The 25171-nt window shown below is 55.2% G+C and carries 18 protein-coding genes; 14 read left to right on the top strand and 4 right to left on the bottom strand.

Going from position 1 to position 25171, the window contains the following annotated elements; all coding sequences use genetic code 11:
• The first annotated feature begins 13 nt into the window (after window positions 1-13).
• The 5 genes from RUDLU_RS0122235 (at window position 14) to RUDLU_RS0122215 (ending at window position 5526) form a co-directional block, all read left to right on the top strand.
• Window positions 14-493 carry a hypothetical protein gene (locus tag RUDLU_RS0122235; protein ID WP_019990643.1) on the top strand — a complete coding sequence of 160 codons (480 nt, stop codon included), beginning with the start codon at window positions 14-16 and terminating at the stop codon, window positions 491-493.
• Window positions 490-690, top strand: coding sequence for a helix-turn-helix transcriptional regulator (locus tag RUDLU_RS0122230; RefSeq protein WP_019990642.1), 201 nt, complete (start codon window positions 490-492; stop codon window positions 688-690). The genes RUDLU_RS0122235 and RUDLU_RS0122230 overlap by 4 nt, the downstream gene beginning before the upstream one ends.
• Window positions 691-854: 164 nt before the next feature.
• The gene (locus tag RUDLU_RS0122225; protein WP_019990641.1) at window positions 855-2252 is read left to right on the top strand and encodes a DUF3500 domain-containing protein; all 1398 of its coding nucleotides are present in this window, start codon (window positions 855-857) and stop codon (window positions 2250-2252) included.
• A 130-nt stretch (window positions 2253-2382) separates the two neighbouring features.
• Entirely contained in the window at window positions 2383-3615 is a 1233-nt protein-coding gene (locus tag RUDLU_RS0122220) for a HupE/UreJ family protein (RefSeq protein WP_019990640.1), read from the top strand.
• Window positions 3616-3765: 150 nt separating this feature from the next.
• Window positions 3766-5526 (top strand): ABC transporter ATP-binding protein, encoded by a 1761-nt coding sequence (locus tag RUDLU_RS0122215; protein ID WP_027303300.1) that lies wholly within the window; start codon window positions 3766-3768, stop codon window positions 5524-5526.
• Window positions 5527-5530: 4 nt separating this feature from the next.
• Here RUDLU_RS0122215 and RUDLU_RS28945 read toward each other — a convergent pair whose 3' ends face one another.
• The 3 genes from RUDLU_RS28945 to RUDLU_RS0122195 all read right to left on the bottom strand — a co-directional run bounded on the left by RUDLU_RS28945 (window position 5531) and on the right by RUDLU_RS0122195 (window position 8867).
• Window positions 5531-7456 carry a PAS domain-containing sensor histidine kinase gene (locus tag RUDLU_RS28945; RefSeq protein WP_019990638.1) on the bottom strand — a complete coding sequence of 642 codons (1926 nt, stop codon included), beginning with the start codon at window positions 7454-7456 and terminating at the stop codon, window positions 5531-5533.
• A 230-nt stretch (window positions 7457-7686) separates the two neighbouring features.
• Entirely contained in the window at window positions 7687-8046 is a 360-nt protein-coding gene (locus RUDLU_RS0122200) for a hypothetical protein (RefSeq protein ID WP_019990636.1), read from the bottom strand.
• A 116-nt stretch (window positions 8047-8162) separates the two neighbouring features.
• Window positions 8163-8867: a GNAT family N-acetyltransferase gene (locus RUDLU_RS0122195; protein WP_027303298.1), complete on the bottom strand. Its 705-nt coding sequence runs from the start codon at window positions 8865-8867 to the stop codon at window positions 8163-8165.
• Window positions 8868-9264: 397 nt separating this feature from the next.
• Between RUDLU_RS0122195 and aat the strand changes: the two genes are divergently transcribed.
• The 5 genes from aat (at window position 9265) to RUDLU_RS0122170 (ending at window position 15404) form a co-directional block, all read left to right on the top strand.
• Complete coding sequence (aat, locus tag RUDLU_RS0122190) at window positions 9265-9894, top strand: leucyl/phenylalanyl-tRNA--protein transferase (protein WP_019990634.1); 630 nt, start codon at window positions 9265-9267, stop codon at window positions 9892-9894.
• A 78-nt stretch (window positions 9895-9972) separates the two neighbouring features.
• On the top strand, window positions 9973-10410 hold the full coding sequence (locus RUDLU_RS0122185) for a hypothetical protein (RefSeq protein WP_019990633.1): 438 nt from the start codon (window positions 9973-9975) through the stop codon (window positions 10408-10410).
• Between the two features lie 296 nt (window positions 10411-10706).
• Window positions 10707-13040 (top strand): glycosyl hydrolase family 28 protein, encoded by a 2334-nt coding sequence (locus RUDLU_RS0122180; RefSeq protein WP_019990632.1) that lies wholly within the window; start codon window positions 10707-10709, stop codon window positions 13038-13040.
• An 80-nt stretch (window positions 13041-13120) separates the two neighbouring features.
• The gene (locus RUDLU_RS0122175) at window positions 13121-13465 is read left to right on the top strand and encodes a cupin domain-containing protein (RefSeq protein ID WP_019990631.1); all 345 of its coding nucleotides are present in this window, start codon (window positions 13121-13123) and stop codon (window positions 13463-13465) included.
• Window positions 13458-15404 carry a DUF4350 domain-containing protein gene (locus RUDLU_RS0122170; RefSeq protein ID WP_019990630.1) on the top strand — a complete coding sequence of 649 codons (1947 nt, stop codon included), beginning with the start codon at window positions 13458-13460 and terminating at the stop codon, window positions 15402-15404. The genes RUDLU_RS0122175 and RUDLU_RS0122170 overlap by 8 nt, the downstream gene beginning before the upstream one ends.
• A 612-nt stretch (window positions 15405-16016) precedes the next feature.
• Here the strand turns inward: RUDLU_RS0122170 and RUDLU_RS0122165 are convergent.
• The gene (locus tag RUDLU_RS0122165; RefSeq protein ID WP_019990629.1) at window positions 16017-17030 is read right to left on the bottom strand and encodes a LacI family DNA-binding transcriptional regulator; all 1014 of its coding nucleotides are present in this window, start codon (window positions 17028-17030) and stop codon (window positions 16017-16019) included.
• A gap of 290 nt (window positions 17031-17320) precedes the next feature.
• Here RUDLU_RS0122165 and RUDLU_RS0122160 point away from each other — a divergent pair, with 290 nt between their 5' ends.
• The 4 genes from RUDLU_RS0122160 (at window position 17321) to RUDLU_RS0122145 (ending at window position 25043) form a co-directional block, all read left to right on the top strand.
• Window positions 17321-18874: a tagaturonate reductase gene (locus RUDLU_RS0122160; protein WP_019990628.1), complete on the top strand. Its 1554-nt coding sequence runs from the start codon at window positions 17321-17323 to the stop codon at window positions 18872-18874.
• Window positions 18875-19042: 168 nt separating this feature from the next.
• Window positions 19043-20080: a sugar kinase gene (locus tag RUDLU_RS0122155; RefSeq protein WP_019990627.1), complete on the top strand. Its 1038-nt coding sequence runs from the start codon at window positions 19043-19045 to the stop codon at window positions 20078-20080.
• Window positions 20081-20159: 79 nt separating this feature from the next.
• Window positions 20160-21467, top strand: a complete 1308-nt coding sequence (locus RUDLU_RS0122150; RefSeq protein ID WP_019990626.1) for an MFS transporter — start codon at window positions 20160-20162, stop codon at window positions 21465-21467.
• A 378-nt stretch (window positions 21468-21845) separates the two neighbouring features.
• Window positions 21846-25043, top strand: coding sequence for a SusC/RagA family TonB-linked outer membrane protein (locus RUDLU_RS0122145; RefSeq protein ID WP_019990625.1), 3198 nt, complete (start codon window positions 21846-21848; stop codon window positions 25041-25043).
• The last annotated feature ends 128 nt before the right edge of the window (window positions 25044-25171 follow it).

Below are 25171 nucleotides of genomic sequence, written 5' to 3'. Positions count from 1 at the left end.
CTTGTCAATAGCCATGCTACACTCCTTGCTTTTCCCGTACAACGCCCGTTACGTGGGCTGGTTAATCTTTATCCCGGCCGCTTTGCTGGGCATCGCTACCCTCAACTTTGATTTTATCCTCGATTTCTTGACAGTTCCGTTACCTGAATTCTTCATCACTTCCGATCCACTCGCTGGACTTACTGTAAAAAAGGAACCACCGGTAATAAACCTCACGAATGAGTTAGCTGCAATTGGTACCCTTATCGGGCTGTTTCTAATCGCCTTCTCCCGCGAGCGTATCGAAGATGAATTCATAAGCCGTATGCGGCTGGAAGCCCTGCAATGGAGTGTGGTAGTCAATTACGCCATTCTGGCCTTACTCATCATTCTGGCACACGGGCTCGAATTCATTCTGGTGCTTTCGTACAACATGTTTACCCTGCTAATCGTATTTGTTGCCCGGATGCGGTGGCTCATGTACCGCCATAATCACCAACTGCTCACGCTATGAAAAACCGCCTGAAGGTGCAACGCGCCGAACACAATTTTTCTCAGGCCGACCTTGCCGAGCGCATCGGCGTGAGCCGCCAAACGATCAACTCCATCGAAACCGGCCGGTACGTACCCTCCACAATTCTGGCCCTGAAACTGGCGCACCTTTTCGGGGTACGGGTGGAGGAGGTTTTTCAGCTCGAAGAGGGGGATTGATTTTGGGGCCTGAGGGCTTAACCTGCCTTCAGGCCTAACTTCCAGTATTCGTGGCGTATCACCTTGCTACGCTTATTCAGCAGGGAGAGCTGGTTCATCGCCCCATGAGTAGCAACACTAACGCAACAAGATGCGTACCTGGGAATACAACTAAAATTCTCCCGATGCGTAAGTCTTTTTCGCTACTTGTTTTTCTCTCTCTGGCGGGCATCCTGACCATACTTTCCTGTCAGAAGGACGACTCGACCGTAACCCCAACCTCGGCAACCATTTCTACACTAAACTGCGCAAGCCCCGTTTTTTCGGCAACGGCCGTTAGCGGTAGTGCCTACACCGGCACCCTGACAATTCCGTACACTGGTGGCAACGGAGCAACCTACGGAGCTGGCACCACCGTAGCCTCAACGGGTGTTACGGGTCTAAATGCGGTTTTGCAGGCCGGTTCGCTCACCTCAGGAAGCGGCAATCTGACCTTTGCCATTAGCGGCACCCCATCGGGTGCGGGCACAGCCAGCTTTCCAATTAGTTTTGGGGGTCAATCGTGCAATGTTGCGCTCAGCGTGGGCGCTCCCGGCTCAGGAACCGGGACAACCACCAACTGCACATCGGCAACTGGCCTGGCCCGGGTGGTGTGTCTGGCCGAAGCCTTCAAAGCAACACTTACCGCCACTCAACTGACCACCGTACAGCTGACTTATACCAAGGCAAGCGCCATTCGCTGGTCGAACCTCCCCGAAGCCCTGTACAGTGCCAAACGGGTTGGTATCAATCTGGGCGCACTCAACGCTACGCAGCTTGCCGCTGCCAGGGCCCTTCTGGCGGCTATTATGGCCCAGGGCGTCACCGACGAGGGTTACGACGAAATGGAAGGCAACCTGGCCGCCGACGATTACCTCGGGGCTAATGGCGGAGGCAGCACCTACGGCGCTGGCCAATACTACCTGGCCTTTCTGGGAACACCCAGCACCACCGGCCTTTGGGAGCTTCAGTTTGGCGGTCACCATTACACCTTTGCCAATACGTACAACGGTGGTAAAGTGACCGGGGCCACCCCGGCTTTCCGGGCAGTGGAACCGATGGCTGCGGTTACGACCAATGGTCGCACCTACCAACCCGTGGAGCAGGAGCGAAAAGCGTTTGCCGACATGTTGGCCGGACTGAGCAGCACCGAACAAACAACCGCTAAGCTGTCATCCACGTTTACCGACATTCTGCTCGGCCCCGGCAAGGATGCTCAGTTTCCGGCAACCCGTCAGGGGCTTAAAGTTGGCGACCTGACTGCCGCCAAAAAGGCCCTGGTGCTCAATGCGATCAAACTTTATGTCAACGACCTCGACGCCGAGACAGCCGCTACCATACTGGCTAAATACACGACCGAACTCGACAATACCTACGTGGCCTACTCCGGTACGCTGACCATGAGCTCGGTAAACGACTACGTTCGGATTGATGGACCGAGTGTCTGGATCGAATATTCGATGCAGGGCGGCATTGTAATTCGCAACACACCACACCCTCACTCAGTTTGGCGCGACCGCACGGGCGATTACGGTGGCAACTAAAAACCCCTTTTCTCCTGCGCTGATCGGAATGTACCCTGCTTTTACACACGTAAAATGGGTTTCGAGAACCCATTTTTTCCTTCTATTTTGCCTGAGTCTGCTGGTCGGCCCGAAAGCCGGGGCACACCCCATGCCGAATACGCTGGTTTTGCTCACCGTGCACGACAACCGGATCGACGCGGCTGTGCAAATCCCTCTGAGCGAACTACAGGCCGCTTTTGGGCATGCCGTCAACGACTCGGCAGCCGGACTCATCCAGCGGCTGGGGCCTCAACTCCGGGCATATCTGAAGGCACACACACGCCTTCAAACGCCCGGGGGTAAACCCTGGACGGTGTCGGTGGGGCAGTTATCTGTACAGGAAACCCAAAACCCGATCAACGGCACTTACCGCGAACTGACAGCCCAGCTTCAGTTACTGCCACCGCCGGGCACCGACGTTCGGACGTTTGTGCTCCACTATGATGCCGTACTTCATCAGGTGGTGACGCACAAAATTCTGGTTTCCATCCGGCAAGACTGGGCGCGGGGGCATCTGGCTGAACAGGCTCCCGTACAGGTGGGCGTAATCGAGCTGGACATTGTGAACAATCAGATTCGGCCGTTGTCGGTGCAGCTCGAAGCCGGCAGTAGCTGGGCAGGTTTTGGTTCGATGGTGCGGCTCGGTATTCGGCACATTGCCGACGGAACCGATCATTTGCTTTTTCTGCTGGTGCTGCTGCTACCCGCCCCCTTACGGGTTGAGCACCGGCGCTGGGGGCGGTTTGGCGGTGTAGGCTACAGCCTGAAACGCTTGTTACGCATTGTTACGGCCTTCACCATCGGGCATTCGCTGACGTTGATTCTGGGCACTCTCGCCACGGGGTATGCAGGCCGGCTTCCGGTACCCGACCAACCCATTGAGGTAGCCATTGCCTTTTCCATTCTGGTATCAGCCCTGCACGCCGTTCGGCCGCTGTTTCCCCATCGGGAAGCCTGGGTGGCCACGGGGTTTGGCCTGATTCACGGACTGGCGTTTGCCAGTACGCTGGTTAATCTACAACTCGATACAGGCCCGCTGGCCCTGAGTATTTTGGGGTTCAACCTGGGTATCGAACTAATGCAGTTGGTTGTCATTGCCCTTACCATTCCGTGGCTGCTACTTTTGAGTCGCACGGCTACCTACGCAGCGATACGGCTGTTGGGGGCCGGGGGAGCGGCCATTGCCGCGCTGGCCTGGATGGTCGAACGCATCACAGGGCAAACCAATTCTCTGACCATGCAGGTCGATGCGCTGGCATCGTATGCGCCACTGCTGCTGATCGGTCTGGCCATACTCGCGGGGGTACTAAGCTGGCAACAACGCCAACGGATTAGCCACTGACGAACACCTTTGATTGACTCCGGCCGAACGAACTAACCGGGTCTAATTGATACGGTATCGGTATTTCCATTGATTATCCCCGACCCGCCGGAAACGTTCGGCGGGTTTTGGCTGTTAGGCTTCCAGACGAACGCTTTACCGATTTCCCTCGTGCAAGAAGAAACCAAGTCGGGCAAAATTTTTGACCTTGCGACCCTCCGCCGACTCTATACGTTTATCCGACCGTATCAGGGCCGGTTTTACCTGCTGGTGCTGATTATTATGCTGGCGGCCGCTCTGGCGCCCGTAACGCCCTTGCTGATCCGATACACCATCGACAACGAAATTGCGGCTGGCGACTACAAAGGGCTATCGCTCATGCTGGCCTCGATGGTCGGGGTGCTGGTGGTGCAGGCGGTGATGCAGTTTTCAAACACCTACCTCTCGGGCTGGTTGGGGCAACACGTTATTCGCGACATTCGGGTGCAGCTGTACCACAAAATTCTGCACCTCCGGCTCAAGTTCTTCGATAATACCCCCATTGGTCGACTGGTAACGCGCACGATCTCCGACGTTGAAACGCTGGCCGATGTGTTTAGCGAGGGCATGGCCGCCATTGCGGGTGATATTCTCCAGCTGATTCTGATCATTGGCGTGATGTTTTACACCGACTGGCGGCTGGCGGCCATCAGTCTGTCGATGGTGCCGCTCATGCTGATCAGTACCTACATTTTTAAGGAAAAGATCAAGGCCTCGTTCAACGAAGTCCGGACGGCGGTGGCTAACCTCAACGCCTTTGTGCAGGAGCACATTACGGGCATGAACATTGTCCAGATATTTGGTAGTGAGAAAATCGAGGCCGACAAGTTCCGCGCCATCAACGACGAGCACCGGAAAGCCAATATTCGCTCCATCTGGTACTACTCCATTTATTTTCCGGTAGCCGATATTCTGTCGGCGGCAGGCACAGGTCTGGTGGTCTGGTACGGGGCCCGCGAGATTTTGAACAGCGAGGTAACCTTCGGGACCGTTACGGCTTTTGTGATGTTCATTAACCTGTTCTTCCGGCCCATCCGAATGCTGGCCGACCGGTTCAACACCCTACAAATGGGTATCGTGAGCACCGACCGTATCCTGAAACTCCTCGACAGCGACGACTACACCCAGAACAACGGTTCGTACGTGCCCGAGAAACTCCGGGGCGAGGTGGAGTTTGAAAACGTCTGGTTTGCCTACAACGACGAAAACTGGGTGCTCCGCGACATATCGTTCCGGGTGGCTGAAGGCGAAACGGTTGCGTTTGTAGGGGCTACTGGCGCAGGAAAATCATCGATTATCAACCTCCTGAGTCGGTTCTACGACATCAACCGGGGGCACATCCGAATCGACGGCCGTGATCTGCACGACTACGAGCTGGGGGCACTACGCCGAAACATCGGGGTGGTCTTGCAGGACGTTTTTCTGTTTTCCGACACCATCGAGAACAACATTACCCTGGGCGACCCTACCATCAGCCGCGAAAGCATGATCGAAGCCGCCAAACTGGTGGGTGTGCACGAGTTTATCGAGCGGCTACCGGGCGGCTACAGCTACAACGTGATGGAACGCGGGGCTACACTCTCGGTCGGGCAGCGTCAGTTGATCTCGTTTGTGCGGGCCATGGTTCAAAACCCGCGCATCATTGTTCTGGACGAAGCCACGTCGTCGGTCGATACCGAGACGGAAGAACTCATCCAGCGAGCCATTGAAAAGCTTATGAAAGGTCGCACGGCCATTGTCATTGCCCACCGGCTTTCGACTATCCAGAAAGCCGACAACATCATTGTGGTGGATAAGGGGCATCTGGTGGAGCAGGGCACGCACGAGGAGCTTCTGCAACGGGAGGGCGCCTATGCCAACCTATATCGAATGCAGTACAAGGAAATGGCCTGAGTTGTTATGCTGGCAAATACACCAGAAATGTGGCCCCCTGTCCCGGTTCGCTACGGGCGGTGATGGCCCCGTTATGGTTCTCGGCCACTCGTTTGCAGGTAGCGAGCCCAATACCCGACCCCTCGTACTGACTACGGCCGTGTAGCCGCCCAAACATCTGAAACAGTTTGTCGAGGTATTTTTCTCCAAAGCCGATGCCATTATCGGCTACCCAAATTTCCCAGTACGGTTTGTCTGACTGCGTAAGGGATGCGGGCAACTGCGAAGCGTGAGCCTCCACCAGCCGACTCCCAATCTGCACCACAGGGTCGGTATCGGGACGAGTGTATTTGAGCGCATTGCCCATCAGGTTACTCAGCAGTTGCTGCATCTGCGTTCGGTCGGCCAACAGGGTGGGGAGTTCCCCCACGTCGATTTGGGCGTTTCGGGTCTGAATCGTCAGTTCAAGATCGGTCAGAACCTCAGCCACCACCTCGCCAAGCGACACCGGTTCAAAGTTCTGCGGCTGTGCCGACAGTGACTGCGTGGATAGTTTCGAGTAAGCCAGCAAATCCCGAATCAAATTCGCCATCCGTACCGACGCGTTCTGCATCCGCCGGAGCAAATCCTGCGCGGGCGTTGGGAGCAATTGGCCGTACTGTTCGAGCACATGCCCGCCGAAATATTGAATCTTGCGCAGGGGTTCCTGCAAATCGTGGCTGGCTACGTAAGCAAACTGTTGCAGGTATTCGTTGGATCGTTCGAGGGCCCGGTTGAGCTTCACCAGTTCGCGGGTACGGTCGGCTACTTCCTGCTCCAGTCGTTCGGCCGAAAGTTTTTGCTCGTGTATATCAATCCAGGAGCCCACGTAGGCAAACAACTCGCCATTGGGGTACTGGCTTGGTGCCCCCTGCGCCAAAAACCACCGGTACGAGCCGTCCTGCTTGCGAAGTCGGTGTTCGAGCGTGTACGGCTTCAGTGTCTGAATAGCCTGCCGGAAAGCCTGCCCAACCGATACGCGCTCATCGGGATGCAACAGATCGGTATAGCTAGAGGGTAAAAACTGAGCCTCCGACATGCCCAAATACGCCAGCACCTGCGGATTCATGTACTTGAACGATCCGTCGGGGTTACAGGTCCATACGAGCGTCGGGGCCGCGTCGGCCATGATTCGGAACCGCTCCTCACTTTCTCGAAGGGCGGCTTCGGCCTGTCGTTGCTGCGTTACATCCGTGTGCACACCTACCCACTCGCGTATAGTCCCCTCCCGATCGAACAACGGAATGGCGCGAATCGTGAACTGGCCCCAACGGCCACCTTTGGCCCGAACCCGATGCTCGAAAACAAACATACGCCGTTCGCGGACGGCTTCGTTCCAGGCCTGAATTGTGGGCAGGGCATCGTCGGGGTGTACAACCCTCGACCATCCGTACCCCTGGTATTCTTCGTACGATTGCCCGGTCAGAGCAGCCCAACCGGGTTGCGTCCCTTCCATTTCTCCGCGTGGATTATTCGTCCACAACGTACCCTGCACGGCCGCTATAGCCGCCCCAAACCGATCCTGACTCTGCTCAAGTTGTTGCCGGGCATACACCTGCTCTGATACATCCGTTGCTTGAATGACCAAATGCGTTGGGGTTTCGCCTTCGATGGCTACCGGCTGAAACACAAATTGAAAATACAAGACCCGGTCGTCTCCGTCGGGGGTCTGTACTTGAATCGGATACTCAGCAATGGTCAGCGGCTTTCCCGATTCACCTACCTCATCAATAGCGTACGCTGCACTGTCGGGCCATACCTCCCTCATTGAGCGCCCATTCAGCTGCCCGGATGAACGCCTGAAAAGCTTCTGATAGGGTGAATTGGTAAATACGAAGGTCAAATCGGGCCATTTCACCACCGCCATGGCTGATGGAGCCTGCATGAATACCGATGCTAACAATCGGTTCAAATGCGGTCCGTTTTCGTGTGGTTCAAGATGTAAAATAGAGTCAGGCATGGTACGAGCACAGCAAACCCGCCGAAAACTACCGGTAAAATCTGGGCGACAAAACGATTGGCGAGCAACAGCGTCAAATTAAGCATACTATTTTCTTCATACGAGAAAATAGTTAAAATATTAGGCAATGGGTTTACTTAATCCAAGTAGTCTTACTGCGCAGATTTGGAAAGGACACCAACTCAATCAGGTTTAAGATTATCCTCTTCATCGCGCAGGCTCGCACCGGTCGTTCCTTCCGTAATGGGCTTGTGTTCGGGACCAATAGGCCCCTGCTGCGGAGACACCGGGTTCGTTTCGCCCCGCCCCGAGCCGTCGAGGGCATACGCAATGGAGCTGGCTAAGTCGTCGACCGGAGTCGATTGACCGGCCTGAGGGGGCTCAACCGGGGCGCGTTGCAACTCGGTATCAGCGGCAGCCGGTTCTGCTCCGGTCTGGTCAATAATGTCTTCATCGGCCCGAACATCCTGTTCCATTCCGGTGGGTACCCGGCTGGAGTTCTGGTTCATCATATCGTCGGGACTGGGTGCGTAGCTTTCCATGTGTTGAGTCTGTTGGTACACGTATAATAACCACGTACCAGAAAAGCTGTTTTGGGTTGACCACGAAAAAACCCCGGCCCTGATGGACCGGGGTTTTACTATTGACAAACAACCCACTAAGCCGTTTCCAACTCGCGGTCGTGCCGACGGGCGCGCTGCCGATCCTGAAACCGGAGTAAGATCCGCTCTTTCAGCTTCATCCAGCGTTCGTACAGTTTCGATTCTTTCAGGAAATTCCAGTTTTCCTTCTTCTCCTCTTTCCGGTGTTGCTCGGGGTCGTAGAGCATGCCTGTACACAAGCAGTGCTTCCGGTTGGTCCGGTTCAGAATATCATAGTTCACACAGCTCGAGCAGCCTTTCCAGAACGCTTCGTCGGCAGGCAGTTCGCTCAGAGTTACTGGCTCATAACCGAGATCAGAGTTGATCTTCATGACAGCCAGGCTGGTGGTCAATCCAATGATTTTTGCATTGGGAAACCGCTTGCGCGACAGTTCGAATGCTTTGGCCTTGATCCGGGTTGCAATACCGCTTTTCCGATGATCAGGATGCACGATGAGGCCCGAATTGGCCACAAATTTACCGTGCTCCCAGGTCTCGATGTAGCAGAAGCCGACCCATTCGCCGGCCATTGTCGTAGCGACAATGGCCTTGCCCTCAAGCATTTTTTCCATGACATAAATGGGCGAGCGCTTGGCAATACCGGTGCCCCGGGCTTTAGCGCTGCGTTCCATTTCCTGACAGATGGTCTCGGCCAGACGGAGGTGATCCTCGCTGGCAATCTGTACGATATACTGGTCGTTGACTACTTCGTGATTAATCATCGTCATTTATTGGGCAACGAAAAACGTTGTGACGTTTACCGCAACCGGGGACGTTGTGACCCGTGTGTTGGCTTAGTGATGAATAAAAAAAGAATAGCGGAGGAGTTCTGCCACGTAGGCAAAAGCGATTAGATGGTCCTTTCGGACCTGACTCGATAGGGCGTTGTGTGATAAAAGGCCGCTATGTCGTTCGGTTTCGTCATCGCTGATTAGATAGGCCAAATGAGCCTGAAAAAGCCGACAATGTTAGAGAAATTGCCGGGCTTGTGCAATGAATAAAACGTATTTTTTTGCGCATGGTTCACTTTTAATGCCCAAATAATTAACAATCAATTATTGTAAGATTCGGATTTTATTTATATATCTTTGTCAAAATCAAGCGCCAGCCCAAAACTTAATGAATCAATTAACCGCCGACGATCTCATCTACGGTTACTTAAACGGTATCTTTCCGATGGCCGACGCCGATGGTACGTTATACTGGTACTCGCCCGACCCCCGGGCCATCATACCACTTGAAACGTACAAACCGGCCAAATCATTGCGCCCTGTTCTCAACAAGAAAGCCTTTGAAATACGCATAAATGCTGATTTTGAACAGGTTATGCGTCGCTGTGCTGTACCTCGCTCATCCGACGATAGCACCTGGATCTCTGAGGAAATTATCAGTGCCTACACCACGCTCAACCAGATGGGTTTAGCCCATAGTGTAGAAACGTATATAGATGACCGTTTGGTTGGCGGCTTGTACGGTGTGGCTCTCGGTGCTGCCTTTTTTGGCGAATCTATGTTCTATGAAGTCGACAATGCTTCGAAAGTTGCCTTCCACTACTTGATTCTGACCTTACGAAAACAGCGCTTCGAACTTCTTGACACTCAGTTTATTAATGATAATGTTCGACGCTTTGGCGCGATTGAAATCCCAAAGAATCAGTACCTCAAAATGCTAAAGCAGGCACTCAAACGGAAAGCCCGGTTTAGCGAACCCATGCTCGAACACTTGTTTAACTTTCACGCAGAAGATTAAACAACTTTTTTTGCATCCATTCCAACCTTTTACAGGCATCGAGGGTCTTCAGAACGACAACAGTAAACACGTTTACACATGCGTTCCACTCGATCAACTTCCTTTCTGGCCCTTCTGCTGGGCGGTTTAACCTTCTTCAGCTGCGAAAAAGAAACCTCCCTAAACACCCAATCGAACACCCAGCCCGTTGCGGTTGAACTAAATGGGTCGGCGCGGGTTGGCGGCAATGCCACCGTTCAGGTCAATTCCATTCAGGATAGCCGATGCCCGGCCAATGCCGTTTGCATCCGGTACGGCAATGCCGACGTTACGTTTACCCTCAGTCAGGGAAGCCTGAGTCAGTCGGGCAAACTATGTCTGGGCGAATGCGGGACTAAAGGCTTACACGACAAAGACTCAACCACGCTGCAACTGGGCCCCGACACGTACAAAGTTTTGCTAACTGAAGTCCGCCCCTACCCCGGTACTACCAACGACACGAAGCAAACCGCCCTGCTCAAGGTGACGAGGCAATAGCGCGATGCCTTCAGGCCTAGCCGAGAAAAGTGCAAAAAAGCAGCTCGCATGGGCTGCTTTTTTGCTACAGTGCCGGTCCACTCAAAACGGACCTGTAAACCGATAACCGTAGCATTTAGCTTATCACGACATCGTTACCGGGAACGATTGCGTAAAAAAAGTCAACGCAACTAAGGGTTCTGTCGTGTTTTTAGGGGCATCTTATCCGGCCGGGTTCGTTACATACCCCCCGGCGGGCAATACCTGTTCTTGCCATAATCTAATTTCAGGGCTAAACGATTTAACCGGTTTCGGTAATGAAATTCATTTCACGACTTGCCTTCCTGCTGATTCTGACGGCCTTCCGTCCGGCTGACGATAAACTGCGTATTTTTCTCATCGGCGATTCGACCATTGCCGACAAACGCCCGTTCGACGCGCCCGAAACGGGTTGGGGCATGGTGTTCCCCACCTTTTTCAACGAAGCCGTAGAGGTACAAAACCATGCTGTGAACGGACGAAGCACCAAAAGTTTCCGGACACTGGGCCATTGGAAAACGGTACAGACTAACCTCCGCCCCGGCGATTGGGTCCTGATTCAGTTTGGCCACAACGACCAGAAAGCCGACGATACAACCCGGTTTGCAGCCGCTCAGACCGACTACCGCAAAAACCTTATCCGGTACATTGAGGAAACCCGCGCCAAGGGGGCTAACCCGGTGCTGATTACCCCCGTGATGCGCCGTAAGTTCGATGAAGCCGGTCAGTTCGTCGATCAGCACGGTGAGTACCCTGGCGTGGTGAAAGCCGTGGCGAAGCAGTACCGCGTACCCCTTATTGACCTGCACAGCAGTAGCCGGGAGGCTCTGGTACAACACGGTGTGGAGGGCTCCAAAGCCCTGTTTATGCACTTGCCCACCAAAATGTACCCTAAGTTTCCCGACGGTAAGGAAGATAACACGCACTTTTCGCCCTACGGCGCGGCAGTGATGGCGAGTCTGGTGGCCGATGGCATCCGGCAGAATGTGAGTTCACTGGCAACGTTTCTGAAAGCATCGCCCTTTGCGGGCAAATACGCCTACGAGCTACCGCACGTAGCCGAACCGGCATTCCGGAAAGATACCTTCAACATTGTGCGGTACGGAGCCGTACCCGACGGGGTGACCAACAACGCCCGCGCCATCAACGACGCTATTGAGCAGTGTGCGCGGGCCGGGGGCGGCACCGTCCTGATTCCGAAGGGATTCTGGCTCACCGGCCCCATCGCGCTCAAAAGTGGTGTCAACCTGCACACGCAGGCGGGGGCACTGGTACAGTTTAGCCGCAACACCGCCGATTTTCCGTTGGTCAAAACCACCTGGGAGGGCGTGGAAGCCATTCGGGCACAGGCGCCAATTTCGGGCACCGACCTCGACAATATTGGCATCACGGGTCAGGGCGTGTTCGACGGCGCAGGTGAGGTTTGGCGGCCGGTGAAAAAAAGTAAACTGACGGCCTCGCAGTGGGCCAACCTGCTCAAATCGGGTGGTTTGCTCGACGCCGAAAAAACAACCTGGTACCCCACAGAGCGGGCTCTCAAGGGGGCATCGGCCAAACGCGGGGGCGTGATAGCCGAAGGGTACACCTTGCAGAATACCGAAGACATTAAGGAGTTTGTGCGGCCCAACCTGCTCGTACTCACCCGGTGCAAGCGCGTGCTGCTCGAAAACGTAACCTTTCAGAACTCGCCCGCCTGGTGCCTGCACCCGGTACTTTGCGAACATATCACCCTACGAAACCTGACCATTCGGAACCCGTGGTACGCCCAAAACGGCGACGGTATCGACCTCGAATCGTGCCGCAATGGGCTGGTAGAAGGCTGCACCCTCGATGTGGGCGACGATGGTATCTGTATCAAATCAGGCAAGGACGAAGAAGGCCGCAAACGGGGTATTCCGACCGAAAACATTGTGGTGCACAACAATACCGTTTTTCACGGGCACGGCGGCTTTGTGATCGGTAGTGAAATGTCGGGCGGGGTGCGAAATCTGTTTGTATCGAACTGCAATTTTCTGGGGACTGACGTTGGGTTGCGGTTTAAAACAGCCCGTGGACGCGGGGGCGTCGTCGAAAAGATTTATGTGTCAGACATCAACATGACCAACATTCCGGGCGAGGCTATCCTGTTTGATATGTATTACATGGCCAAAGACCCCGTACCGCAGGCCGGTGAGTCGAACGAACTGCCCACTATTGAGGCCAAGCCCCTGAACGACGGTACCCCACAGTTCCGCGATTTTCACATTCGCAACGTGGTTTGTCAGGGTGCCGAAACGGGCATTCTGATCCGGGGTCTGCCCGAAATGGCCATCAAAGACATCGACATCGAAAATGCCGTGTTGCAGGCCAATGCCGGGCTGGTATGCGTAGAGGCCGATAACATTCGGCTTAAAAACGTGACCCTGCTTACCAAAGCCAAAACCGTCATGACGGTGCAAAACAGCAAAAACCTGACCCTCGACGGAATCCGCTACGCCGACAATGCCGATTTGCTCTTGCGCCTGCTCGGCGACCGCTCGAAAAACATCCGGCTGTTGAACACCGACAAAACAAAGGCTAAAAAAGATGTCGAGTTTGGCGGTCAGGCTACTGCCTCGATGCTGTCTAAGTAAACGGATACCGACAACCTGTTTTACGTGTACACCCGGCGGGTCAACGTGCCTGATGAATACCGGGTTTAACGACCGATAGAATGCAACGAGAACAACGCTTTGTCGACGCAGACACACTGGCCTGGGAAGCAGCTGGCGAGGGTGTAAAACGCCAGATCATGACGTTTGACAACGACCTGATGATGGTAAAAGTAGCCTTTGAAACCGGCGGCATTGGCACGCTGCACAACCATCCGCACACGCAAATCAGCTATGTGGAGCGCGGACGCTTTGAAATCGAAATCGACGGCACCAAACGCGAGCTGAAAGCCGGTGATGCCTATTACATTCCGCCCTACGTGATGCACGGTGCCCTGTGCCTCGAAGCGGGCGTGCTGGTCGATGTATTTACTCCCATGCGGGAAGATTTTCTAAACCATGACTAAACGATTCACCCTTCTGGCGTGGCTGGGCCTGAGTATAGCCGCCTACGCCCAAACAGCGCCCTGGTCGGAGCGCATGGCCGCCACTGTGATGGCTACGCATGCCGACTCCATTGCGTACACCAAAGAGAAAAAAGACGCCCGCTGGGAATACGAAATGGGCGTAGTGCTGCGGGGAATCGAGCAGGTCTGGTACCGTACCGGCGACAACCGGTATTTCGAGTACATCCAGAAAAATCTGGACCGGTACGTTACGGCCGACGGCACCATCCGTACGTACAAACTGGAGGACTATAACATTGACCACGTGACGCCGGGCCGGGGGCTGCTACTGCTGTATCAGCAGTCGTTGCCGGGCAAGGAAAAATACCGCAAAGCCGCCGACCTGCTTCGGAAACAACTGGCCCAACAGCCCCGCACCAACGAAGGGGGTTTTTGGCACAAAAAGCGGTACCCATACCAGATGTGGCTCGATGGACTGTACATGGGTGAGCCGTTTTATGCCGAGTACAGCCTGCTGTTTGGCGAATCGAAAAACTTCGACGACATCGTGAATCAGTTTGTCTGGATGGAGCAACACGCCCGCGACGCAAAAACGGGCCTGCTGTACCACGGCTGGGACGAAAGCCGCGAACAAAAATGGGCCAATCCCCAAACCGGCAAGTCGCCCAACTTCTGGAGCCGGGCGATGGGCTGGTACGCCATGGCCCTCGTCGATGTACTCGATTATATACCGGCCTCGCACCCGCGCCGGGGCGAAGTGGTGGCGATTTTGCAACGGCTGATGCCCGCCGTCGTGAAATACCAGGACCCGAAAGAAGGCGCCTGGTATCAGGTTACCGACCGCATGGGCAGCCCCGGCAACTACCTCGAAGCATCGGGAACGGCCATGTTTGTCTACGCCTTAGCCAAAGGCGTTCGGCTGGGGTACCTACCCGCGCCGATGCTCTCCTACGCCCGCAAGGGATACGCCGGCATGCTCAAAAACTTTATATCGACGGATAGCAAGGGGCTGATTCATCTCGAAAAAACGGTGAGCGTGAGCGGCCTGGGCGGTACGCCCTACCGCGATGGCAGCTATGAGTATTACCTGAGCGAGCCACTCCGGCAAGATGACCTGAAAGGCGTTGGGCCGTTTATCATGGCGAGTGTTGAAATGGAAATTGCCGGGGCAGCCGGGCAAAATGCCGTCGGTGCAGGCAAAACCGTTGCCGTCGATACGTACTTCAACCACGAGTTTCGGAAAGGGATAACGGGCGAGCCGGAAGCGTTTCATTACACTTGGGACGACAAACTGCACTCGGGCTTCTGGTGGTGGGGCAATACCTTCCGCGACCTCGGTGCCAAAACCGTTTCGGTACCTACGGCTCCGGGAGCCGCGGCCCTGAAAAACGTAGACGTTTACATTATTGTCGACCCCGACACCCCGAAGGAGACCGCACAGCCCAACTACATTTCGGAGGCCGACTCCAAAGCCATTGCCGATTGGGTGCGGGCGGGGGGTACGCTTGTGCTGATGGCCAACGACACCGCCAACTGCGAACACAAAAACTTCAACCGGTTAGCGGCTCAGTTCGGGATTCAGTTTCTGCCCAAAAACCGCAACATGGTCCAGAAAGATCAGTTTGAACAGGGCCAAATTACGATTCCGGCCGGGGTTCCTATTTTCCCGTCAACCCGCACGGTGTATATCAAGGAGTTATCGCCCCTCGCGGTGAAAGCTCCCGCCAAGGCCGTTGTGACGGATAGCGGTGATGTGATTATGGCCGTTGCCAAGGTAGGCAAGGGAACGGTATTCGCCGTTGGCGACCCGTGGCTTTACAATGAATACGTGGACGGACGGAAGATTCCCGCTCGCTACGAGAACTTTAAAGCTGGTAAAGAACTCGCTACGTGGCTTCTGGAGCAGGTTCCCTCGAACGCAGCGGCTCTTCGGAAATAATTGGGAGATTGAGTGAAGAATTGGCACACGGATGACGCAGATTGGGCCGATTTTCGCGGATGTACTCATCAGCGCGAATTCGTTAAATCGGTGTTATCCGCGTGCCATTTAAATTCAGAAGAATTGGCACGCGGATGATGCGGATAACACCAATTTCCGCCGATTTACTTATCAGCGCGAATTCGTTAAATCGGTGTTATCCGCGTGCCATTTAAATTCAGAAGAATTGGCACACGGATGGCACGGATTGGGCCGATTTTCGCGGATGTACTCATCAGCGCGAATTCGTTAAATCGGCGTTCTCCGCGTGCCATTTAAATTCAGAGGATTGGCACGCGGATGACGCGGATCGGGCCCATTTTCGCGGATTGGTAATCCGTGGTCATCTGCCCGCTTCGCTTCATCTGCGTTCAATTTTTGGTTACGCCAATCGCTTAGGTATTCATTTTGTCCAGTACTACCCCCTTTTATTCGTCGAGATGGACGTTTCGGCTCCCCCTCCTGAAATCAGGAGGGGGCAGGGGGTGGTGTTAGGCCAACCGTTGATCAAGTTCCCAAAATCAGGAACAACCCTGTTAATAATCCAAGACACAGCAATTGGCTTGTTTACGGTCAAACCCCGCTCGACTGACGGGCGATTAGCTGCGTCGGAATACGGACGGTATCAACCGGGGCGGCTTTTTGCTTGCGTTCGATTAGTTCAATGAGCCGCTCGGCCGCCGTTTGACCGATTTCCTTCGCGGGCTGCACCACCGTACTCATCGGGGGCGACAGCAGGTGCGCTACCCCGATGTTGGTGAACCCCACAATCGAGACCTGTTCGGGAATCACAATCCGGCGAGCCTGTAACGTGGCCAGGCAACCGAGCGCCAGCCGGTCACTCGCAGCGAAAAACGCGTCGGGCGGGGGCGACTGTTCCAGCAAATCGTCGACGATAGGGTCAATTTCGTGCTGCCCAAAACCCACGTACCGAATCAGTGACTCATCGTACGGCAACCCGTTTTGTTCCAGAGCCGCGCGGTAGCCCGCCAGTCGCTCCTGTGTGATCGACATGTAGGGCGGAATAGTCACGTGCGCAATGCGCCGACGCCCCGACCGGATCAGGTGCTCGGTAGCGGCAAACGCCCCCCCGTAGTTGTCCGACACAATTTTTACGGTATCCAGCTCATCCGACACCCGGTCGAACAAAACAATCGGGAAGTTCTTTTGCCTTAATTCCTGCAAATGACTCACATCGTTGGTCTCGCTTGAGAGCGAAATAAGGAGTCCATCCACCTTACGCGCCACCGACTGCTGCACCGTAACCACCTCACGTTCAAACGACTCATGACTTTGGGCGATAATTACGTGGTAGCCCCGGTTGTAAGCAATGGCTTCGATACCGTTGATGGCCTGCGAGAAAAAATCGTTGGCAATCTGGGGCACAATCACACCAATCACCCGACTGCGGTTTTCTTTCAGGCTAAGCGCAATCGGGTTGGGCCGATAGTTCATCCGCTCGGCATACTCCATCACCAGCCGCTTGGTTTCGGGATTGATTTCGTAGCTTCCCCGCAGAGCCCTCGACACCGTTGAAGTCGACAGATTCAGGGCCCGGGCGATGTCTTTTATGGTAACTGCCTCCAAAGCGTATTCTCGCTAAAATCCAAAAAAAGATAAAGTAACCCGTCGTCGCTGAGTCATCAGTAGGAGGGTTTTAAGAACCAAATCTACTGATAAGCCCCCAACGCACGCACCGGAAGGCCAAATTGGCAACGTTCCCGATAACGATTGCATGAATAAATACAGCCTCACCCGTCGGATGAGCTTCCAGACTGGCTATTCTTAACCAATCCGGCTTTTTCAGAACCGGGCACTCTTTTTCGGTACAGATTGAAAAAAGACAATCCGGTTTATCACCGGCGACAGGGCTCAAGATGAATGATCTATCGCTAAAATACCTGCTGGACCAACCGGCCGCTACAAACGCCCACCCAACCCTTGAACAGTTGCTGCAACTGCCCGAAACGGTGCTCCAGTTCGGTACAGGGGCCTTGTTGCGGGGCCTGCCCGATTACCTGATCGACAAGGCCAATCGAGAGGGCCTCTTCAACGGGCGAATCGTAGTTGTCAAGTCAACCGACGGGGGCGACCTTACCGCCTTTCGGCGACAGGACAACCTCTATACGCTCTGCATCCGGGGCGTTGAAAACGGCCGTACCGTAGAGGAGAACGTCATCTGCTCGGCCATAAGCCGGGTTTTATCGGCCCGAACGGAATGGGAATCAGTACTTCAGCTGGCGGGTAACCCCGACCTGAAACTGGTGATTTCGAACACCACCGAGGTAGGCATTCAACTCGTACAGGACGACATTCGGCAAGCGCCCCCGCAATCATTTCCGGGCAAGCTCCTCGCCGTGTTGTATGCGCGCTACCGGGCTTTTGGGGGCGACCCCAACCGGGGGCTGGTGATTGTCCCCACCGAACTGATTCCCGATAATGGCACCCGGCTCGAAGCTATTCTGCTCGAACTCGCGCACCGCAACGGGCTTGAAAGTGATTTTATCGACTGGCTCGAATCGGCCAATACGTGCTGTAATTCGCTGGTCGACCGGATCGTACCGGGCCGCCCCGACCCCGCTACCCTGCACGACCTGGCCGACCAACTCGGCTACGACGACGAATTGCTGACCATTGCCGAAGTGTACCGGCTTTGGGCTATTGAGGTTCCCGACGGCCCTCATGCGAGCCGGGTAACCGAGGTGCTATCGTTCAGCCGGGCCGATGCGGGCGTGTTTATCCGGCCAAACATCAATCAGTTTCGCGAACTCAAACTACGATTACTCAATGGCACCCACACGCTGAGCTGTGGCCTGGCCTGGCTGGCAGGTTTTGATACGGTTCGTGAGGCTATGGACGACGAAACCATGGGAGCGTTTATCCGGTCGCTGATGCTGGCCGAACTGCTACCGGGTATCCCCTACCCGGTGGACGAAAAAACGGCCCAACGCTTTGCCACCGATGTGCTCGACCGGTTTCAGAATCCGTATATCGAACACCGTTGGCTGTCTATTACAATGCAGTACACCGCCAAAATGCAGATGCGCAACGTACCGACCCTGCTCCAGTACTATCATCAGTTGGGCACTACACCGACCTACATGGCATTGGGATTTGCGGCTTACCTCCTGTTTATGCGGGGCACGCATCAGCCCACGAAACCGGGTGAGCTCTGGTACGGCGACCGCGACTGTACCCCCTACCCGATTCAGGATGAAAAAGCCGGGTACTTCGCCGACCTTTGGGCACGGGCTACTCCGGCGCAGGTGGTCAGTACCGTATTAGGCAACAAATCAGTATGGGGCCACGATCTCACGTTGTTGCCGGGCTTTGCCGAGCGCGTACAGGAGGCTCTCGGACAGTTTCTCGATCAGGGTCTTTACGCCACTCTGAAGGCCCGTTTTACCAAATCCGTTTTGCTCGACAAATGAGTTAATCTGTGTAGGCCGAACCTTTAGATAATCACTACTTTCCCCCACTTTCTACATGGTAAACCCCACAAAAACCGGTTTTTAGCAAGGAGTTAGGGTAAGTAATGGCTTATAAATGCTCTTTGCACTATAATCCGGTTCGCCGGTTCAGAAAACCACTTTTTGTGAATGAGTAAAGTTTGTTGTTTTGGTGAGTTGTTACTCCGCTTTTCGCCACATGCCAACGGCGAATGGATTCGACAGGCAACCATGCCGGTTTTTGTTGGCGGAGCCGAACTCAACGTGGCCACCGCTCTGGCAAACTGGCATGTACCGGTTCGTTACAACACCGTGCTTCCCCTCAACGCCCTGGCCGACGATATGCTGAACCAGATCAATACGCTGGGGATCGACACCGCGGGCATGACCCGGTTTGGCAGCCGGGTGGGGAGTTACTACCTGCCGCAGGGCTCCGACCTCAAAAATGCGGGCGTCATCTACGACCGGGCCTACTCGGCTTTTTCGGAGCTGGCCCCCGGCAAAGTAGATTGGGAAGCCGTACTCGACGGCATCAGCTGGCTGCACGTGAGTGCCATTAGCCCGGCCCTGAGTCAGGCCGTAGCCGATGCCTGCCTCGAACTGCTACAGGTAGCCTCCGCCAAAGGCATCACCGTTTCGATGGATTTGAATTACCGCGCCAAGCTCTGGCAATATGGCAAGCGGCCGTGTCAGATCATGCCCGCCCTGGTGGAGCACTGCGATCTGGTGATGGGGAATATCTGGGCGGCACATACCCTACTGGATATGCCGCTCGACCCCACGATTACCGACGAATGGACGGCGGAACAGTACGTGACCCATGCCGCCCAAACTGCCGACGCGATTCGGGCGCGGTTCGGGCGTTGCCGGATCGTGGCCAATACCTTCCGGTTTGATAACCCGCCGGGGGGCATCCGGTATTATGCCACCCTGCATACCAACGGGCAAACGTATGTAGCGCCCGAATTTTTGCTCGACTCGGTCGTCGACAAAGTAGGTAGTGGCGACTGCTTTATGGCGGGCCTCATTTACGGGCACTACAACGAACACGAGCCGCAAGCCATCATTGACTTTGCTGCTGCGGCTGCCGTGGGTAAGTTGCAGGAGTTTGGGGATGCCTCGGCTCAGACAGAGACCGACGTACAACACCGGCTGCAACGTACCCGGTCGGCAACGACTACCCCTTAATGTATTTGTTTATCCAGTCTCTTTTTATCCGCCCCCAACCGGGCACCCCTATCGTTAAACGTCTTACCGTCAAACTTTTATGAACCAACCCAAAGGCGGCTATCGCTGGACCATTGTGGCCCTGCTTTTTTTCGCCACAACGATCAACTACCTCGACAGGCAGGTTATCGGCCTGCTCAAACCGGCTCTGGAATCCGAATTTAGCTGGACCGAAACCGACTACAGCCGCATTGTGATGGCCTTCTCGGCTTCGTATGCGTTGGGTCTGCTCCTGTTCGGCCGGGTAATCGACAAGATTGGCTCCAAAATGGGCTACATCATTTCGATTATCGTCTGGAGTATTGCCGCCATGCTGCACGCTGTAGCCACCAGCACCTTTGGGTTCGGGGTTTGGCGGGCCGTACTGGGTTTGGGCGAGTCGGGTAACTTCCCGGCCGCTATCAAGTCGGTAGCCGAGTGGTTTCCCAAGCGTGAGCGCGCCCTCGCAACGGGTATTTTCAACTCGGGGGCCAACATTGGAGCGGTGGTAGCGCCGGTTATGGTGCCCTGGATTCTGGGGGCTTACGGCTGGCAGGAAGCGTTCATTATTACCGGTGCCATTGGTTTTATCTGGCTTATTTTCTGGTGGATTTACTACGAATCTCCGGCCAAGCAGCCCCGGCTCGGGCAGGAAGAGTACGCCTATATTCACAGTGACAACGATGAAGAAGTGCCTACGGGCGAATCGGTTGGCTGGGGACAACTGTTCCGAATCCGGCAAACCTGGGCTTTTATCCTGGGCAAGTTCCTCACCGACCCGATCTGGTGGTTCTTCCTGTTCTGGCTACCCAGCTACTTCGCATCTACGTTTAATCTGGACCTCAAAAAGCCATCGTTGCCTCTGGTAGTGGTGTACACCGCTACCACGATTGGCAGTATCGGCGGAGGGTATCTGTCAGGCTATTTCATTAAACGGGGTATGCCTATTTTCCGGGCCCGCAAAACGGCCATGCTCATTTTTGCCCTACTCGTGATTCCGATTACACTGGCTCAGTTTGCTACCAACATCTGGCAGGCCGTTGCGCTGATTAGTCTGGCGGCAGCTGCGCATCAGGCCTGGAGTGCCAACATTTTCACCACGGCATCGGATATGTTTCCGAAGCGGGCCGTTAGCTCGGTGGTCGGTATCGGTGGTATGGCCGGCTCGGTGGGTGGTATCCTGTTCCCGATTCTGGTCGGGGCTCTGCTCGACAGCTACAAAGAAGCCGGCAACCTCACCGGTGGCTACAATGTTCTGTTTATCATCTGCGGCTTTGCGTACCTCGCAGGTTGGTTGTGCATGCACTTCTTTGCCCCGCGCATGGAGCCGGTCAAGCTATCGGCAGCTGAGCCGGTAGGCGTCAAATAAACAGCGCGACTTAGGTCTTTGAAACGGGGCACTACTCTTCGGGGTAGTGCCCCGTTCGTTTATCGGAATTATACAATTTGCTTAGAGCTATTGGGCAGCGTTTCCGCAAGGTCTGCCACGCTGCCGACAGATACACTGAGCGGATTATTCCAAATCCGTCTTTGAAAGTGTCTTTTTGGCAACGTTCCCGGCAACGATTGCGTAAAAAAAGCCAATTAAATAGTTGGCGGGTCCAACCGACGGGTATAAAATCAGGGAGGTATACAAGTGAGAGGGGGCTGATTTCCCATCCTTCTTTATTCAAATTATACAATTAGGGTTGTTTTCAAAAGCGATACCGGGTGGTGTCGGGCAATCCGAAGTTTCAAAATAACTCCCATGCATAAACTTCTAACGCTCACCTTACTGCTGTTTGGGTTGCTCTCGGTCGGCTACGCCCAGCAAACCCGGCTCGTTTCGGGACAGGTAAAAGACGGTGGAGCCAACAGCCCATTACCCGGCGTAAGTGTGGTGCTCAAAGGCACCTCGACCGGCACCACCACCGATGGCGATGGCAAATTCTCGGTGCGCGTGCCCGATACCGGCGCGGCTACCCTTACATTCAGCTTCATCGGCTACACCACCCAGGAAGTTGCCCTCGGCAACCGCACCGCTCTCGACGTTACGCTCGAACCCGACCAGAAAACCCTGAATGAGGTGGTTGTAATCGGGTACGGCACCGTAAACCGGCGCGATTTGACGGGCTCGGTTTCGTCGGTTGGCAGCAAACAGATCAAAGACATTCCCATCACCAACGCAGCCGAGGCCATCACGGGGCGGCTCGCGGGTGTACAGGTCACTACGGCCGAGGGTGGCCCCGGTGCCGACATCCGAATCCGGGTGCGGGGCGGCAACTCCATCACGCAGGACAACTCACCCATCTATGTGGTCGACGGTATTCAGCTCGACAACGCCCTCAATACCCTCAACCCACAGGATATTGAGACCATCGACGTGTTGAAAGACGCCAGCGCCACGGCCATTTACGGCGCTCGTGGGGCCAACGGCGTTATTATCATCACCACCAAGTCGGGCCGGACGGGCCGCACAACGGTCAGCTACAACGGCTCGTTTGGTTTTCGCGAAAACCTCAAAAAACTGGGCGCTTTGCAACCCTACGACTATGTGCTCTACCAGTACGAACGCACGCGGGGCAACGCCCAGGACAGCACGAGCTTTGCCAACCAGTTTGGCTCGACCTTCGATACGCTGAGCAATTACCGCAACGCCCCGTTTATCGACTGGCAGGACCGGGTATTTGGCCGGAAAGCCATGTACCAGAACCACAATATTTCGGTGAATGGCGGCAACCGCACCACCAATTACAACCTCAGCCTGACAAGCAACACCGAAGACGGTATTCTGCTCGAATCTGCGTTTGACCGAAAGTTGGTCAACTTCAAGCTCGACCATACCGTGTCGGACAAGTTTAAAGTCGGCTTTGTGGCTCGTTACCTCGGCCAGCGAATCGACGGGGCCGGCACCACCAGCAGTGGCACGGCGAGCACCAACCGGCTCCGGCACAGCATTCAGTACCAGCCGCTCGATTTGCCCCGCACAGGCGTCGACATCAACGAATTCGACGAAGACTATTACAACTCGACCCGACTGAGCAACCCCGTGCTGCTGACGCAGGCCGAGTACCAGCGCCGGAACCAGAACGCAACCAACCTGAGCGGCTATTTCAGCTACCAGTTTATCAAAGGTCTGACCCTGCGCGTAACGGCCGGGTACGATAACAACAGCGGCCGCGACGACCGTTTTTTCAGCAAGATTACGGCCACGGCCCGCAACTATGCCGCTCTGCCGGTAGCGTCCATCGGGACTACCAACCGCGTGACGCTCAACAACTCAAACGTACTGACGTACTCGCGCAAAGGGCTGGGCGGGCGGCACGACCTCGACCTGCTGGTTGGTCAGGAGATTTTTGAAGTGCGCGACCGGGCCACGGGCATCGAAACACGCTATTTCCCGTCTGACATTCAGGCACAGAAAGCTTTAGCCAACATCAACCTGGGTTCGGCACCAGCGGGGGCTATTCAGCCGCTGCCCACCAGCTCGGAGTCGCGTAGTACGCTGCTCTCGTTTTTTGGCCGGGCCAATTACGCCATGGGCGACAAATACCTGGCTACCGTAACCATGCGGGCCGATGGCTCGTCGAAATTTGCGACGGGGCAGCAATGGGGCTATTTCCCCTCGGGCTCGCTGGCGTGGCGGTTCTCGCAGGAGAAGTTCATGGAGTCGCTCAAGTTTATCAACGACGGAAAGTTCCGCGTGAGCTACGGGGTAGCAGGCAACAACCGGATTGCCGATTTCCTCTACGCCCAGTTGTTCAACACCACGGCGCAGTACGCCCTGGGCGAGTCGGTACTACCGGGCTTTGCACCGGCCTCGCTGGCACAACCCAACCTGACCTGGGAAACAACGCACTCGCGCAACATTGGTCTTGATCTGGGCTTGTGGGGTGGTCGGCTTCAGTTCTCGGCCGATGTGTACAACAACCGGACGAACAACCTGCTCGTAAACCTGCCCATCCCGTCGACGTCGGGCTACACTACCCAGATCAAAAACGTAGGAGCCACCTCAAACCGGGGGGTTGAATTTCAGCTAAGCTCAACCGTGCTGCGGACGAAGGACTTCAACTGGTCAGCCAACTTCAACGTGTCGTTCAATAAGAACCGGATCGAAGACCTCGGCCCCGTTCAGCGGCAAACCACTTCATCGGGCTGGCAGGGTTCCGACGGTGCCGACGATTACGTGTTGCAGGTAGGGCAGCCCGTGGGTCAGATGTACGGCTTTATCACGGATGGGTTTTACAAAGTGGATGACTTCAACTACAACGCTACCACCCGTACCTACACGCTGAAGGAAGGCGTACCCAACGGCACCGCCATTTTTGGAACGCCCCAGCCCGGTACCGTTAAACTCCGCGACCTGAACGGCGACGGTCAGATTCGGCTCGAAGACGACCGGACGGTAATTGGCGATGCCAACCCGAAGCATTTCGGCGGTTTCAACAACCAGTTTAGCTACAAAAACTTCGACGCCAGCATCTTCGTCAACTGGGTATTTGGCAACGACATTTACAACGCCAACAAGATCGAACTGACGTCTGGTTTTTACCGCAACGTGAACATGCTCGATGTGATGGCGGGCCGCTGGCGCACCGTAAACGACCGGGGTGCCGTAGTCACCGACCCCACCGAACTGGCCGCCCTGAATGCCAACGCGACCATCTGGCAGCCTATCACCAACAACCGGCCGTACCTGCACTCATGGGCGGTTGAAGATGGTTCGTTCCTGCGGGTCAATAACGTCACGTTTGGCTACACTGTACCCAAGGTAATTTTGACCAAGGTGCGCCTGCAAAACGCCCGTTTCTACGCTACAGTGAACAACCTGGCCACGCTGACCCGCTACTCAGGCTTCGACCCCGAGGTAAACGCCCGCCGGTTCAATCCGCTGACACCGGGCGTCGACTTTGCGGCTTATCCCCGCGCCCGGACGTACGTGTTTGGTGTCAACTTATCTTTTTAACCAACGAACGAGCGATTGAACGAGTGCGGGCTGTAGCCGAAACGTGTCTTCCCCAACCTATGAAGTAACCCGTTTGCTTTGGCGGCCGCACCCGCACTCATTCAGCCGCTTTACCTTTTACGTTCTGT

This window comes from Rudanella lutea DSM 19387 (assembly GCF_000383955.1).
Classification (GTDB): domain Bacteria; phylum Bacteroidota; class Bacteroidia; order Cytophagales; family Spirosomataceae; genus Rudanella; species Rudanella lutea.
Note: the sequence above shows the minus strand (reverse complement) of the source record. Positions and strands in the feature narration are given on the sequence as shown.

What these genes read in the sequence shown, in the direction of transcription:
- RUDLU_RS0122235 (WP_019990643.1), top strand. Translation starts at nt 14, where the DNA reads ATGCTACACTCCTTGCTTTTCCCGTACAACGCCCGTTACGTGGGCTGG.
- RUDLU_RS0122230 (WP_019990642.1), top strand. Translation starts at nt 490, where the DNA reads ATGAAAAACCGCCTGAAGGTGCAACGCGCCGAACACAATTTTTCTCAG.
- RUDLU_RS0122225 (WP_019990641.1), top strand. Translation starts at nt 855, where the DNA reads ATGCGTAAGTCTTTTTCGCTACTTGTTTTTCTCTCTCTGGCGGGCATC.
- RUDLU_RS0122220 (WP_019990640.1), top strand. Translation starts at nt 2,383, where the DNA reads ATGCCGAATACGCTGGTTTTGCTCACCGTGCACGACAACCGGATCGAC.
- RUDLU_RS0122200 (WP_019990636.1), bottom strand. Translation starts at nt 8,046, where the DNA reads ATGGAAAGCTACGCACCCAGTCCCGACGATATGATGAACCAGAACTCC.
- RUDLU_RS0122195 (WP_027303298.1), bottom strand. Translation starts at nt 8,867, where the DNA reads ATGATTAATCACGAAGTAGTCAACGACCAGTATATCGTACAGATTGCC.
- aat (WP_019990634.1), top strand. Translation starts at nt 9,265, where the DNA reads ATGAATCAATTAACCGCCGACGATCTCATCTACGGTTACTTAAACGGT.
- RUDLU_RS0122185 (WP_019990633.1), top strand. Translation starts at nt 9,973, where the DNA reads ATGCGTTCCACTCGATCAACTTCCTTTCTGGCCCTTCTGCTGGGCGGT.
- RUDLU_RS0122180 (WP_019990632.1), top strand. Translation starts at nt 10,707, where the DNA reads ATGAAATTCATTTCACGACTTGCCTTCCTGCTGATTCTGACGGCCTTC.
- RUDLU_RS0122175 (WP_019990631.1), top strand. Translation starts at nt 13,121, where the DNA reads ATGCAACGAGAACAACGCTTTGTCGACGCAGACACACTGGCCTGGGAA.
- RUDLU_RS0122170 (WP_019990630.1), top strand. Translation starts at nt 13,458, where the DNA reads ATGACTAAACGATTCACCCTTCTGGCGTGGCTGGGCCTGAGTATAGCC.
- RUDLU_RS0122160 (WP_019990628.1), top strand. Translation starts at nt 17,321, where the DNA reads ATGAATGATCTATCGCTAAAATACCTGCTGGACCAACCGGCCGCTACA.
- RUDLU_RS0122155 (WP_019990627.1), top strand. Translation starts at nt 19,043, where the DNA reads ATGAGTAAAGTTTGTTGTTTTGGTGAGTTGTTACTCCGCTTTTCGCCA.
- RUDLU_RS0122150 (WP_019990626.1), top strand. Translation starts at nt 20,160, where the DNA reads ATGAACCAACCCAAAGGCGGCTATCGCTGGACCATTGTGGCCCTGCTT.
- RUDLU_RS0122145 (WP_019990625.1), top strand. Translation starts at nt 21,846, where the DNA reads ATGCATAAACTTCTAACGCTCACCTTACTGCTGTTTGGGTTGCTCTCG.